The sequence below is a fragment of the Acidobacteriota bacterium genome, from assembly GCA_040756905.1.
GTDB lineage: Bacteria > Acidobacteriota > Aminicenantia > JBFLYD01 > JBFLYD01 > JBFLYD01.
This window is the reverse complement of record JBFLYD010000009.1, coordinates 24,545-38,171: the sequence shown is the minus strand read 5'-3', so window position 1 is coordinate 38,171 and position 13,627 is coordinate 24,545. Positions and strand designations below refer to the sequence as shown.

At 32.3% G+C, this 13,627-nt stretch carries 14 protein-coding genes; all 14 read left to right on the top strand.

Going from position 1 to position 13,627, the window contains the following annotated elements; translation table 11 throughout:
* Positions 1–115 precede the first annotated feature (115 nt).
* The 14 genes from AB1410_01075 (at position 116) to AB1410_01010 (ending at position 13,621) form a co-directional block, all read left to right on the top strand.
* Positions 116–1,132, top strand: coding sequence for an isocitrate/isopropylmalate dehydrogenase family protein (locus AB1410_01075; GenBank protein MEW6455291.1), 1,017 nt, complete (start codon positions 116–118; stop codon positions 1,130–1,132).
* The gene (locus tag AB1410_01070) at positions 1,132–3,003 is read left to right on the top strand and encodes a hypothetical protein (protein MEW6455290.1); all 1,872 of its coding nucleotides are present in this window, start codon (positions 1,132–1,134) and stop codon (positions 3,001–3,003) included. The genes AB1410_01075 and AB1410_01070 overlap by 1 nt, the downstream gene beginning before the upstream one ends.
* A gap of 60 nt (positions 3,004–3,063) precedes the next feature.
* A complete protein-coding gene (locus AB1410_01065; GenBank protein MEW6455289.1) occupies positions 3,064–3,306 on the top strand; it encodes a Uxx-star family glutaredoxin-like (seleno)protein in 243 nt (80 codons plus the stop codon).
* A 30-nt stretch (positions 3,307–3,336) separates the two neighbouring features.
* Positions 3,337–3,882, top strand: a complete 546-nt coding sequence (locus AB1410_01060) for a hypothetical protein (protein MEW6455288.1) — start codon at positions 3,337–3,339, stop codon at positions 3,880–3,882.
* A 126-nt stretch (positions 3,883–4,008) separates the two neighbouring features.
* The gene (locus AB1410_01055; GenBank protein ID MEW6455287.1) at positions 4,009–4,413 is read left to right on the top strand and encodes a type II secretion system protein; all 405 of its coding nucleotides are present in this window, start codon (positions 4,009–4,011) and stop codon (positions 4,411–4,413) included.
* Positions 4,414–5,106 (top strand): prepilin-type N-terminal cleavage/methylation domain-containing protein, encoded by a 693-nt coding sequence (locus AB1410_01050; GenBank protein ID MEW6455286.1) that lies wholly within the window; start codon positions 4,414–4,416, stop codon positions 5,104–5,106.
* The gene (locus AB1410_01045; GenBank protein MEW6455285.1) at positions 5,106–6,581 is read left to right on the top strand and encodes a hypothetical protein; all 1,476 of its coding nucleotides are present in this window, start codon (positions 5,106–5,108) and stop codon (positions 6,579–6,581) included. The genes AB1410_01050 and AB1410_01045 overlap by 1 nt, the downstream gene beginning before the upstream one ends.
* A complete protein-coding gene (locus tag AB1410_01040; GenBank protein ID MEW6455284.1) occupies positions 6,578–7,003 on the top strand; it encodes a hypothetical protein in 426 nt (141 codons plus the stop codon). Before AB1410_01045 ends, AB1410_01040 begins: the two co-directional genes overlap by 4 nt.
* 44 nt (positions 7,004–7,047) lie before the next feature.
* Positions 7,048–7,689 (top strand): lysophospholipid acyltransferase family protein, encoded by a 642-nt coding sequence (locus tag AB1410_01035; protein MEW6455283.1) that lies wholly within the window; start codon positions 7,048–7,050, stop codon positions 7,687–7,689.
* Positions 7,686–8,786 (top strand): HD domain-containing phosphohydrolase, encoded by a 1,101-nt coding sequence (locus AB1410_01030; protein ID MEW6455282.1) that lies wholly within the window; start codon positions 7,686–7,688, stop codon positions 8,784–8,786. Before AB1410_01035 ends, AB1410_01030 begins: the two co-directional genes overlap by 4 nt.
* A 1-nt stretch (position 8,787) precedes the next feature.
* Complete coding sequence (locus tag AB1410_01025) at positions 8,788–9,429, top strand: hypothetical protein (protein ID MEW6455281.1); 642 nt, start codon at positions 8,788–8,790, stop codon at positions 9,427–9,429.
* A 60-nt stretch (positions 9,430–9,489) separates the two neighbouring features.
* Positions 9,490–10,248 (top strand): DUF4097 family beta strand repeat-containing protein, encoded by a 759-nt coding sequence (locus AB1410_01020; GenBank protein MEW6455280.1) that lies wholly within the window; start codon positions 9,490–9,492, stop codon positions 10,246–10,248.
* A gap of 211 nt (positions 10,249–10,459) precedes the next feature.
* Entirely contained in the window at positions 10,460–12,556 is a 2,097-nt protein-coding gene (locus AB1410_01015; GenBank protein ID MEW6455279.1) for a hypothetical protein, read from the top strand.
* Complete coding sequence (locus AB1410_01010; protein ID MEW6455278.1) at positions 12,557–13,621, top strand: glucose-1-phosphate thymidylyltransferase; 1,065 nt, start codon at positions 12,557–12,559, stop codon at positions 13,619–13,621.
* The last annotated feature ends 6 nt before the right edge of the window (positions 13,622–13,627 follow it).

Below are 13,627 nucleotides of genomic sequence, written 5' to 3'. Positions count from 1 at the left end.
TTCTCTTTAATTTTCCTCTAAATAGTCCATTAACATAAAAATAATAGATGGTCAACCAATCCTAAATAATTGATAAATACATTTGGAAGCTATAAAATTTGAAAAAGGAGAGAAGATGACTATTGTTACTTTAATCCCGGGAGATGGCATCGGACCGAGTATAACCGATGCAGCAAAGAGAGTTATTGAAGCCACTGGTGTTAAGATAGACTGGGAAGTAGTTGAAGCAGGAATTCAAGGAATAGAAAGACATAAAGACCCATTACCAGAAGAAACACTTGAATCCATTAAAAGAAACAAAGTAGCTCTGAAAGGACCTCTTACAACTCCGGTTGGTTCAGGGTTTAGAAGCGCCAATGTAGCTTTAAGAAAAGAACTTGACCTCTTTATTAATTTGAGGCCTGTTAAATCATTTCAGGGAGTAAAAAGCAGGTATGAAAATGTTGACCTTGTCATATTCCGGGAGAATACAGAAGAGTTTTACAGTGGAGTTGAACATTACATCGATGCAGCTCGAAGCGCTGCAGAAACAATTGGAATTGTAACAAGAACAGGCTCAGAAAGAATCATAAAAGCTGCTTATGATTACGCAAGAAAAAAACAAAGAAAAAAAGTAACGATTGTCCATAAGGCAAACATACTTAAATTTACAAGCGGACTTTTCCTCGAGATAGCTAAAAACATTTGCAAAGACTACCCAGAAATCGAATGCGAAGATAAAATTATTGACAACATGTGTATGCAGATGGTTTTGAACCCGAATCAATTTGATGTCATAGTTACCACAAATCTTTTCGGAGATATTCTCTCTGATTTAGCTGCTGGCCTGATCGGAGGCCTGGGTTTTGCACCTGGAGCTAACATTGGATATGAAATTGCTATTTTTGAGACAGCCCATGGAAGTGCTCCTGACATAGCCGGGAAAAATATCGCAAACCCATGTGCAATGATTTTGGCATCATCGATGATGCTGGAATATTTAGGTGAAATTGAAGCATCAAAAAAAATTGAAAATGCTGTTTTATCAGTATTGAAAGAGGGTAAAAAGGTAACAAAAGATATAAACCCAGAGAATTTCGTTGGAACAGAAGAAATGACAGATGCTATTATTGAATACATCATTAAAAATTAATGGCATTCCATGGAAAATGGATTATAAAATGGGAAAAAATCAGAGTTCACCATTGTATTCCATTAAGGATACTTTTAGCTTTAAACAACATATTCAAAGAAAATCTTCCTGTCCATGGGAATATCATTATATGTGAAAAGGATTCTCCAGAAGTAATTTCATCTCAAAAATTTATAAGATTAAAAATCCCTCTTGAGCGTGCCAGATTACCTCTAAACAAATTAACTCAATTTGTTAATGAACTTTCTATAAAAACAGAAAAAATTGAAAATGATATTTTTAAAACTAACAGTCCAATTAAGACAAACAAAAACATCCTATTAATTTTTCCTTATCTAAAAACTGATTTTAGATGGAGGTCGATGAGTGCTCCTCCTGGACTTCTTTTTTTAGCAGATTCTCTGAACAAAAAAGGGCACAATGTAAAAATCACTCTTTCAGAGATTTTATACGAACCCTATCCCAGATTTTCAATCGAAGAGGATACACTCAATAATTTTGACTGGATAGGTTTTCCTCTTTACGATGACCTTTTTTTTCCTGTCTCAAAAGCAATTTCCCATTTAAAGAGAAGATTTAAAAATAAAATCGCTGTTGGAGGACCTATGGCAACTCTTTCTCCCTTAGCAGTGTCTTCCCATCTTCAAGAAGCAAATTTAATCATAAGAGGAGAAGCAGAGGAAGCATTTCCTGAGGTTCTATCATTTTTAGACTATCCTGAGGAGAATGCATCAAATCTTTTAAATTTAAAGGGTTATCTCTACAGGAATGAAAACCTCTTAATCTCATCCTCATTCTCCGAAATAAACAAACCAAACCTGAAAAATGTTGATATATCTGTGGAGGAAATCCCAGAGGAACTTTTAAATTATGGGCTTGAGCTCAATACTTCAAGAGGATGCCCGAGAAGCTGCATTTTCTGCAGCCATGTCCATGGAAAAAAATTTAAGCCAATTACTACAGAAAAAGTTGGAAGATGGATCGACAATTTTTTAGAAAGACTAAAAAAAATGAATATAGTAAACCCTCAGGCATTCACAGTTAACATTAACGATGATGACATCCTTTTGAATTTAGACCATTTCCTAAATGTTATAGAAGAAATAAAAAAAAGAGGGTTTTCTCTCTGGGGGATCCAGACTTCAATCAGCTCATTAATAAGAAGACATGAACCAGATAAAAAACTGATTGAAATTCTTTCAGATAAAAAATTATATTTTAAAGAAAATCCTCTTTTGTGGATTGGAACAGATGTGTTTATTGAAAGTCGGGCAAAAAGACTTAATAAATCCATAAGAAATCAAAAAATTATCGAAGGGCTTCTTAATCATCTCGATAGAAAAAAAATCCTTAATTATCATTACTGGATACTTTCAGACATGGAATCGGATTGGGGGGAATTCCTTCAAGAATTTCACTTCATCCTGAAAATGAAACTGAGATTTAAAGAGACTTTTTTCATTCTCCCGAATAGCCCGTTCCTTATCCCATATCCAGGGACTGAGGCTTTTGAAAGGATAAAAAACAATAACCTCTTTGACAGGATAAGAATCTTGTGGGGTTTTGAAACAGATGGATTTCCAGAATTTACCCATAAAATTGTAGCCTACGAAATACCAAAGAGTGAATATTTACATTCTCTTCTGAATCCTTCTGTCAAACCTGAACTTCGAAATGTTTCATCGACTTTTTTAGACCATTTAAGAGGAGAAAATTATCATTCAGCATTTCAGGAGGCTATTTATTATCTTAATCATGAAATCTTATTTCTAAAATCAACGAATGAAAATAAAGAAAGAATAGATCTTTTAGAAGAAATAAAGGAAAAGGCAATTTCAGATTTCTTAGCCCTTTATAAATTATCGCCATGAAATAACAATAATCTATTTGAAAATCCCAGATAAAAATGTAAAATAATAAGAGGAGAAGAAATGGGTGAAAAGAATGTAAAGATATACACAACTCCAACATGCCCTTTTTGTACAGCGGCCAAGGATTATCTTAAGAAAAATAACATTTCTTTCACAGAAGTTGATGTGAGCCGGGATAGAAATGGAGCAATGGAGATGATAAGAATGACGAACCAGACGGGGGTTCCCGTTATTGTTGTTAATAGCCAGCCAATAATAGGATTTGACAGAAAAAAACTCGATGAACTCCTGAATATTAAATAGGATAAAATATTTTTTGGATAATTCTTTTGAATGAAATTTAAGAATTTTTCTTTAAGGATATTTTTTGGCTTTATAGCCCCAGCTCTCCTCTTTTCTCAAAGCATTGTTGATGTGGCAAAAAATGAAAAAGAGCGAAGGGAGAAAGTCAAAGAAAAAGCCAGAATAATCACGAATGAAATTTTAAAGAGAGAATCAAAAAGGGAAATCAATATAATTCAAAATATCTATCAGAATTTAGAAATTTATGGAATAAAAGAAGAAACAAAAGAATCTCAAGAAAATCAATCGGAAAAAAAGGATGAAGCTTACTGGAGAAACCTGAAAAAAGAGCTTGAAGAAAAATATCGAAAAGCTCAAGAATATGCAGATTTACTCCAAACAAAGTTGAACAGCCTCTGGATGGATTTCTATGCTTTGGACGACCCTTACCAGAGAGAACAGGTTCAATTCAGAATTCAGGAAACAACAGAAAAATTGGAAAAAGCAAAGGATGATTTAGCGAAAGCAAAAAAAGAACTCGATGAACTCCCGGAAAAGGCGAGAAAAGCTGGGGCACTTCCGGGATGGATAAGATAATAATCAAGTGTCGTGTCACAAAAGAGCAACAAAAGGAGACTAAGTGACACGACCCTAGGTTAACAAAAGTTAACTTAAAATTCTAACCTTAATTTAATAAATACTTATATATCAGCAAATTACAAAATGGCATCTTCTTTGCTTTTAAAAAATATGATGGGAAATAAGAAAGGATTTAGTTTAATTGAAACTCTTATGGTATTTTCTTTATTTATCATCTGTTTTCTCGTTTTTTTAAGAACAATTGCTCATAACAAATTAATCGAAAAAAATTCAAAAGAAAATCTTTTTCTTTTAGAATGCGCAAGAAATAAAATTGAAGAAATACAGATAGGCTCTCCCATACTTGAAAAATCAGAAGAAATCGAAAAATTAAGTATATTTTCATTTAAATGTCCCATCATCAATAGGATAAAAATCAAACAATTGGATGAAAATCTAATAATGATAGAAGTTGAGGCATTTCCAGAAAAATCAGAAGAAAGAAAAGTTTTATTGATGAAATATATCTCAAAAAATATAGGATTCTAAATGAAACAGAAAGGTTTTAGTCTCTTAGAGCTTTTAGTCTCATTTTCAATCTCAATTTTCATTTTCTATCTTTTTTCAACTTTCATTAATTTTTCCATAAAAAATCTAAGTTTGATAAAAAAGAATGAAGAAAAAAATTCTTCTTTATTTCTCTCCCTCGAAAAAATAAAACTTGATGTATCAAAGGCTGGAATGAATTTAAGATATTCCGATGGTTCTCTCTCCGTAGAAAAAAAATCATTAAAAATAAAATTTGCTGAATATTCTACTTTTCCTTCCAGAGAAATTCTCTCAGGTCAGAACATAATCTACGTGGAGGATTCATCATTTTTTAAAGAAAATAGAGAAATATTAATATATGATTTTCTCAATAGAGAAATAAATAAAATAAAATCAAAAGGAAAAAATTTTTTAATATTATACGATAATTTGAAAAATACTTACTTAAAAAGCACAGCGGAGATATTTCTCATTGAAACGATAGATTACAAATTTTATCAAGATCAGAAAGTTTTGAAATATTCGGAAAATGGTGGATATTTCCAACCACTTATAGAAAACATTGAAGAGGCTATTTTTGAGTTCAATGAAGATTTTAAATTGTTAAGTGTAAAAATAACTATCAATCCTTCAGAATCATTAAAATTTACTTACTTCGCAAAAAATCTTTTTCTTTCAAAGGAAAGATATTAATGAGAGAAAGAGGATCGATAAACATATTAATTTTATTATTCATTCTATTTTTTTCATCAATTATTTTAATCTCTCTATTCTCTTCTTTTTTATTGTTTAAAGCCACCTCTCTCAAAAAATCTTCAACAATCTTAAATTTCCTTTCTGAAGCAGGAATGAAGTATACACTGGATAAATTTATACAAAATCTGGAAAAGATCAATCTCCATGAACTAAATGACCAAGCGGAGATCGATGATCCTGTAATATTGTTGGAGGGCATTTTAGGAGAAAAGTTTCCAAACCATAATTCCCAGGCATGGAGAGAGGGAAGGTGGGATTGTTCACAAGAGTTAAAAACAAAAAATAAAGAAAGGAATGAGATTTTCAATCAATATACAATCGAATTTAAATCGATCTCGAAATCATCCTGGAAGAATCTCTCCTTTAATGCTCAATGGGAGACAAAAGGCTTTTTCATTCTTTTCGATGGAAAAATTCCTCTTTCCTTTCTTCCATTTTCTACTTTAAAAGACACAAAAAATCTGCATCAAAATTATGAAAACATTTCAATAAGAGCTCCTCAAAAAATTCTTACAGAAAAATTTTATTTTGAAGAAAAATTTATACCAGAAGATGCATCTTTTCAACTCCTTAATTGTCTTAAAATAAAAAAAATTAATTCTCCCGAATCCATAGATTATAGAACGATAAGAAAGATCCTGGGAATGGAAGAAATAGATGCTCCTCCAGAGGAAGGAGTTTATCTGATTGAAAATCAGGATGGAATGGGAGGAATATTCTGCGAAGGGGATCTTGATTCGATAATTCTTGCCATTGACGAGTCATTCCAGGTAATAGGATTTTTTCAAAAAGATAAAATCTGGGTTTTAAAATACAGTAAAAAGGAAAATAAAACAATCTTTTCTGAACCCGCAACCAGGGCAGAATTAAATGGAGTGCCTGAAGAAATAATCATAATTAATGGAAAAGTAAATGCTCTGGGTGGAGGTACCATAAATCCCCAAGGAATTCCTGTTTTTTATCAAGACGAGCCAATAGAATCTTTAACTCAGGACTCAAATATTACAATAGCTGCCTCTGACAAAATTACAATAAAATCCGACATAACGGGAAAAGGATTAAGATGGGAAAAGGATTTTCCTTTCTATGATAAGAGTAAGGGTATCCTGGGGATATTTGTGTCAGGAAGGGACTTTTTTAACTTCGAAAAGAAAGAGGGTATTATAAAAATAGAGAATGAAAAAGGAAAGACCACTGTAGATGCAAATTTAATATCTGAAAAAATCATTTTTGAAAATGAAACCAAATTAATTGGTAGCATTCAGGGGCATGAAATAAATTCTCCATTTAAAATTGAAATTTTTCCCTATGATTTAACAAGGAATTATCCAAAATTCTTCCCAATAAGTCCAAAAAGATTGTTATATTTATCTTCTTTTCAATTTTTATACTGGAGGAATTCGCAAATATGAAAGAAAGGGGCTTCAACCTTCTGGAAATAATCATTACTCTTTCTATTTTTATGTTAACTCTTATTATAGTAGTTCCTGTTTATTCAACCTGGATTCCTTTAAAACAGCTAAAGTTTACTTCTTCTCAAATCTCCATGAGCTTAAACCTGGCAAAATGCAAGGCAATTTTTTCAGGGACAAAATACAGAATAAACTTTCAACATAATTCATACTATCTTGAAAAATATATAAACGAGAAAAAGACCTGGGAAATCGATGGAAGAATTTACCATACAGAGAATGTAAGCATAAAATCCAACAACAACCCTGTCTTCCATCCTGATGCAAAAATTACCAGTATGTGCACCATAATTCTCAGCAACAAAGCAGGTCAGATAAAAATAACCCTTGCTATTACAGGAAGAATAAAAATTACTGATTAGAATTAATTGACAATAAAAGGGGAAATCATAGAAAATTTATATTAATGAGGAAATTGTTTCTTTTCATTCTGAAAGAGTTGATTTTTTTTATCATTATTTTTATCTCAAAAACTTCAAAAATAAAATTTGTGAGAAGAGAGAATTTTGAAAACTTAAAAAGAAGTGGAGAAAAAGTTATTCTTTTGTTATGGCATGGAAGGATAATCCTTCCTATTTATGTCCACAGAAAACAAAGCATAATGCCTCTTGTTAGCCTCAGTAAAGATGGAGATCTGGCTGCAGTGGTTTTAAAAAGATTTGGATATATTCCTATAAGAGGATCGAGTTCAAGAGGGGGAATTGAAGCTTTTAAAGCGATGAAAGATAAAGTATTTCAAAATATCATTGCTATAATTCCAGATGGCCCACGAGGTCCAGGGAGGAAACTTAAACCAGGAGCCCTTTACTTAGCAAAGCAAACAGGCTCTTCGATTATTCCATTAACATTTTCCTGCAAAATAAAAAAAATCTTAAAGGGATGGGATAAACATTTGATATTTTCACCCTTTAACAAATGTGCAATTTTTTATGGAGAGAGATTTAAAGTTCCAGATAATTTGAATGACTCCCAAATAGAAGAACTGAGAAAAGAATTAGAGGAAAAAATGGTTCTTCTTGATAGAGAAGCTGACGAGTATTTTAAATGATTAGAGAAATGGAAAATTCTTTTAAGATATTAGAAAAAGAAAACAGAGTACTAAAAAATCTATTGAACGCAGCTCAACTTCTTGGTAAATCGCTGGAAATTGAAGATGTTCTTGAAAAAGCAATGGAGATAGCAGAGAAAACCCTGAATGCAGAGACAAGCTCTATATGGGAACTGGATGAGGAAGAAAATGAATTATTTTTTAGAATGGTCAGAGGAGAAAAAGCAGAAAAAATCAAGAAAAAAAGGTTAAAAATGGGACAGGGAATAGCAGGATGGGTTGCTTCCACAAAAAAACCTCTTATAGTTGAGGATGTAAAGAAAGATCTTAGATGGAATAAATATTTTGACAGAGAATCCCATTTCATAACGAAGTCAATCCTCACAGTCCCCCTTATAGCTAAGGAAAAATTAATAGGAGTTCTTCAACTGCTTAATAAAAAAGGTGGTGAAAATTTTACCCATTCCGATGAAGAAAAGATAATGGGTTTAGCTTCACCTATTTCAATAGCCCTTGAAAATGCAAGGCTTTACCAAAAAATTAAAGATATCTTCATCCAAACTTCTTTCGCTCTGGCAACAGCTATAGAAAAGAGAGATCCGTATACTGGAGGACACACAAAACGTGTTCTTGATTATTCCCTTAAAATTTCTGAAAAAATGAATTTATCCAAAAAAGAAAATGAAAATTTAAGAATTGCATCAATCCTCCATGATGTGGGGAAAATTGGTATCCCTGATAGAATTCTTACAAAAAAAGGAAAGCTTACCAAAGGAGAATTTGAGTTTATAAAAAAACATTCCCAATTCGGAGCTGAAATATTAGAAAAAATAAAAGGATTGGAAGATGCAGTAATTGGAATAAAACATCACCATGAATGGTATAATGGGAGTGGATATCCATCAGGATTAAAAGAAGAAGAAATTCCAGTTCTGGCAAGAATAATTTCAGTTGCTGATACCTTTGATGCTCTTACTACAGATAGACCTTATAGAAAGGCATTTTCAAAAAAAGTTGCCCTAAATATTCTTAAAGAATATTCAAGAATTCAATTCTGTCCTAAAACTGTGGAAATATTCATACAGATTATGGAATAAGATGCTTGATAATCTTCTATTAATACTTTTTTTAAAATTTTTTATTATCTCAGGACAGGTTAAAGACGAACCAACATGGAACTTGACTTTAGAAATGGAATGCAAAGGAGAATGGAAAATCTATGAAAATTCTATTGTTGAATCAGGAAATTACTATCTCCATATGATCTGGAATGGATGGATGGTAAAGGATAATGGAGATTTTTCATTGGTGGGGCACAAAGAAGAAAATAGTAAAATGGGAGAAAGATTAATTTCATGGAAAGTTACTCAAAAAAAAGGGGAAAAAATCAATGATGTCTCAGAGGAAATAACACCATTAATTGAAGAGGGGATAATTCTACCCAGGGATGAAAAACTCTTTTTTATTTTTAAAATATGCTTTCTTTCAAAATCGGGAGCTCGGATTCCTCAGATCAAATCCATTCCTCCTATTCAATTCTATGGATATGAATTTATCAAACCCTCAATAAATTATTCCGATCATCTAATTGAAGGTAAAAATTGTCTTGATGTCAGAAGAGATGAAATATTATCTTTTAAAAAAATTGAAAAGAAAATTTTATGGAAATGGAAAAAGGAAATAGAAAGAAATATAGCATGCTGGCATACTGTAAAAGTTAATTTTGAAATTTACCTCTGAATAAGGCTCTTTTTTGGAACATTTAAAAAAAAATTTTCGTTAACAATTAAGGAGGAATAAATGAGAAAGGTTTTTATTTTAATATTTTCTATATTTCCCCTTTTTGTTTATCCAGAAGTTAAACAGGAGATAAAAAAATCCTTTGACTATCCTGAGATAAGCAGGATGAGGCTAAGTAATGTCAATGGAGAAATTTCTATCCAATCCTGGGAAAAAAATAAAATTGAAGTCTTAGCTGTAAAAAAAACAAAATGGAACCATGAAGCTCTTGAAAGAGTAGAAGTTGTGATGGAAGTGGATGGAGATTTGCTAAAGATTAAAACCGAATATAGAAAAAAATTTTTATTCTTAGATGGAGATAGAGCATGGGTTGATTATTCAGTAAAAGTTCCACAAAAATTTGACCTAAAGAGTATAAAAAATGTAAATGGGGAAATTCATTTAGAAAATCTCCAGGGTGATATAGAAACAGCCACTGTTAATGGAAGAATATCGATTGTAAACTGCGGTGGAAGCCTTAAAGCAAATACTGTAAATGGTTCGATTGATGCATCTCTAAATTATATAAAAAATTATGTAGATATTAATACTGTCAATGGAAGCATAGATTTATCCATCCCATTAAATATAGATGGCGAATTGGAAGTAAATACAATAAATGGAAAAATCTCATCAGATCTCTCAATAACCTTGAAAGACTTTTATTTCCATTCAAGAAAACTGAGGGCTACATTAGGTGATGGAGGAATCCCTATAAAGTTATCAACAATAAATGGATCTATAACAATTTCAGAATTAAAAGATAGATCACGTATTTAACAAAATAGGGCTCCGCATTCGTGACGGTTTTCAGGAACCTTCGGTTTCTCGCCACCCTTTCTGCTCATAGAATTAGATAGAAAAAGAGAGGAAAAGAGTCTGATTCCTTGATAACCTAAATTTTTTGTGTTAGATTTTCTAAAGTATGAAATATAAAATTTTTCTCATCTTATTGATTTCATTTAACCTTTTCTCTCAGGAAGAATTTCCAGTGAGCGAATTCCCAAAAATAATTGCGAAAAACCATGAAAGAATAAAAGATACCTATATCGCCTGGGGAGATGTGGAAATTGCTTTCAGAGATGTAAAAATTTTTGCAGACCGAATTGAGTTCGACAGTAAAAATATTATCCTTAAAGCAGAAGGAAATGTAGTTTTAGAATTAACAAATCAAAGTATTTCAGCTGAAAAGATTGTTATGAATCTGGAGAATGAACGAGGTGAAATGTGGAATACATTTGGCATCGTTGAACCAGGTCTTTTCTTTTTAGCAAAGCATTCAAAAAAAACAGATGAAGATGTCTATCTGTTTAAAAAGGCATCTTTCACCTCCTGTTTGCAACCCAACCCTCGATGGAAGATTTCCACTTCTGGAGGAAAAATTAAAAGAGAAAATTATGTGGATATGTGGAATGCAACTTTCTGGTTAAAAGGAATTCCTGTATTTTACATCCCCTATATCCGGTATCCTCTCCCAAAAGAAGGTCGCAAGTCAGGATTCTTGATCCCTCAAATTGGACATTCAAGCATTAAAGGAACTATTCTAAACCAATCTTTCTTCTTAGCCCTTGGGAGAAGCGCTGATATAACTTTTAATTACGATATCTATTCAAAGAAAGGGAACGGACAAGGAGCGGAGATAAGATGGGTTTTGAACCATGGGAATTACGGAAACATTAAACTCTACAATTTTTTCTACAAAAAAGACCAGATCTTAAACAGACAGAGTGATTATTTGATAATAGGAGATGCAAGGCATAGATTATTCTGGGATATATATGCAAGAGCGAGTGTTAATTACCAGAGTACAGTTAATTTTCTTCAGAATTTTGAAAACAATTTTAATCTCATCACAATAGGAACTCTAAACTCTATATTTTATCTTTCAAAAACATATAAGAATTATAGTTTTTATCTAAGAGCTGACAGGTCTGAAACTTTTTTCTTAGGCTCGGATTATTCCTTCGCAGGTTATAGATTACCTGAGTTTCAATTTTATAAAACAAAATCAAGAGTATTTTCTCTTCCCCTTTATTTCTCTTTAAATTCATCATTCGGAAGGTTAAAAAGAAAAATTCCTGGTGGACAACCTCTGCTTTTAAATCGTTTTATTTTTAATCCATCATTTTCCCTTCCCTTATCACCTTTTCCCTGGTTATCGGTCTCTCCCGAGTTTAACATGAGTAATTCAATTTATTTCAAAAGTTACAGAATAGAAAAAGGGAAGATGATACTCAGCGATGATCCAATCCACATAAAAATGCCTCAATTTAGTATTGAAGTGGTTGGGCCAATTTTCAACAGAATCTTTAACACTCCGAATTTTTCCTTTTCGCCCAAATTTAAACACATCATAGAACCAAGAATTGTTTATAATAAAACTTTCCAGTTCGAAGAGATGTCAAAAATCATATATAGAGTGCCAGAGGTGGATTTCAGTGAATCATGGTATTACTGGTATTATTTTCATTATTCAATTCCAAACCAAATATCGTTCATGCTAACAAATAGAATTTTGGCAAAGCGCAATCTCGGAGGAGAACAATTGACACCCGTCGAAATATTTTCGTTTTCTCTTTACCAATATAGATATTTAAACATGAAAACTAAAAAACCCTTAAAACCTAACTGGGGTTCTTATTTAAGATTCTCTCCAACTCAACACTATAATGCCCATTTCAGAATAAACTATGATTATCTCAGAAGATTTAAAGATGTCAGTCTTGGGGTCGGGTTTAATTCTCCTTCTAAGAATGCAGATTTGAACATCTCCTGGTCTATCTCCAATATAATAACTGAAACAAAATCTGAAAGATATTATAACCAGCTGAGAATTTACACCCATTTAAAAATACCCTATACACCAATTGATTTTACCGGTGAGGTGGATTATGATTTTGTCTTAAAAATAAGGCAGTTCACATCGATAAAATTCGGCTTTGATTACCAGTGCCTCAATTTCTCATTTCAATATTTACGTATAGATTTGACGAGATATATCAACAGGAAAGAACACCAAATAAGGTTTAACATAGGATTAGCAAATCTGGGCTTAGCTCAGGATTTACTCGGTGGAAGGGGGTTTTAAATGAAAGGATTGATTTTAAGTGGGGGAAAGGGAACAAGGTTAAGACCTTTAACTTACAGCCAGGCAAAACAATTGGTTCCAGTTGCCAACAAGCCTGTTCTTTTCTACGGTTTGGAAGCTCTTTCAGAAGTTGGAATAAAAGAAATCGGAATAATAGTCGGAGAAACAAAAAAGGATATAGTCGAAGCTCTTGGAGATGGTTCCAGATGGAATGTTAAGGTTACATACATTGATCAGCCAGAACCATTGGGACTTGCCCATGCTGTATTGATTTCTGAGAGTTTTTTAAAGAATGAGCCATTCATCATGTATTTGGGGGACAACATTTTAAAGAGTGGAATAAAATCTTTTTATGAAGAATTTTTAAAAGAAAAGCCAAATTCCCTCATACTATTATGTCCTGTTCCTAATCCAGAACAATTTGGAGTGGCTGAGCTGGATGGAGAGAAAGTCATAAGACTTATAGAAAAACCTAAAACTCCTCCATCAAATTTAGCCCTTGTTGGTGTATATATTTTCGATGAAAACATTTTCAAAGCTGTTAAATCACTAAAACCTTCATGGAGAAATGAACTAGAAATTACCGATGCAATTCAGTATTTAATAGATAATGGGTATAACGTAAAATCGCATCTTGTTAGCGGATGGTGGAAAGATACGGGCAAACTTGAGGATATACTCGAAGCTAACAGACTTATTTTGGAGACAATCGAAAGTAAAATAGAAATTCAAATAGAAAATCAGTCAAAAATAGAAGGAAGAGTGCAAATTGAAAAAGATGTAGAACTGAAAGAAAGTGTAATAAGGGGTCCTGCAATAATCGGTGAAAGATGCAAAATAATTAATTCCTACATAGGTCCTTTTACCTCGATAGAAAAAAATTCATACATAAAAGATACCGAGATAGAAAATAGCATTGTCTTGGAGGGAAGTATAATCGATGGCATAAAGAGCAAAATTGAAGAAAGCCTCATCGGGAGATTTTCCAAAATAAAAAAAGATTTGAAAAAGCCAGAAGCATATAGATTTATGATCGGAGAAAATTCTGAAATCGGAATTAAATAGGAGGGA

Excerpts from the sequence above, each read along its gene's own strand:
- AB1410_01075 (MEW6455291.1), top strand. The coding sequence starts at position 116 with ATGACTATTGTTACTTTAATCCCGGGAGATGGCATCGGACCGAGTATA.
- AB1410_01070 (MEW6455290.1), top strand. The coding sequence starts at position 1,132 with ATGGCATTCCATGGAAAATGGATTATAAAATGGGAAAAAATCAGAGTT.
- AB1410_01065 (MEW6455289.1), top strand. The coding sequence starts at position 3,064 with ATGGGTGAAAAGAATGTAAAGATATACACAACTCCAACATGCCCTTTT.
- AB1410_01060 (MEW6455288.1), top strand. The coding sequence starts at position 3,337 with ATGAAATTTAAGAATTTTTCTTTAAGGATATTTTTTGGCTTTATAGCC.
- AB1410_01055 (MEW6455287.1), top strand. The coding sequence starts at position 4,009 with ATGGCATCTTCTTTGCTTTTAAAAAATATGATGGGAAATAAGAAAGGA.
- AB1410_01050 (MEW6455286.1), top strand. The coding sequence starts at position 4,414 with ATGAAACAGAAAGGTTTTAGTCTCTTAGAGCTTTTAGTCTCATTTTCA.
- AB1410_01045 (MEW6455285.1), top strand. The coding sequence starts at position 5,106 with ATGAGAGAAAGAGGATCGATAAACATATTAATTTTATTATTCATTCTA.
- AB1410_01040 (MEW6455284.1), top strand. The coding sequence starts at position 6,578 with ATGAAAGAAAGGGGCTTCAACCTTCTGGAAATAATCATTACTCTTTCT.
- AB1410_01035 (MEW6455283.1), top strand. The coding sequence starts at position 7,048 with ATGAGGAAATTGTTTCTTTTCATTCTGAAAGAGTTGATTTTTTTTATC.
- AB1410_01030 (MEW6455282.1), top strand. The coding sequence starts at position 7,686 with ATGATTAGAGAAATGGAAAATTCTTTTAAGATATTAGAAAAAGAAAAC.
- AB1410_01025 (MEW6455281.1), top strand. The coding sequence starts at position 8,788 with ATGCTTGATAATCTTCTATTAATACTTTTTTTAAAATTTTTTATTATC.
- AB1410_01020 (MEW6455280.1), top strand. The coding sequence starts at position 9,490 with ATGAGAAAGGTTTTTATTTTAATATTTTCTATATTTCCCCTTTTTGTT.
- AB1410_01010 (MEW6455278.1), top strand. The coding sequence starts at position 12,557 with ATGAAAGGATTGATTTTAAGTGGGGGAAAGGGAACAAGGTTAAGACCT.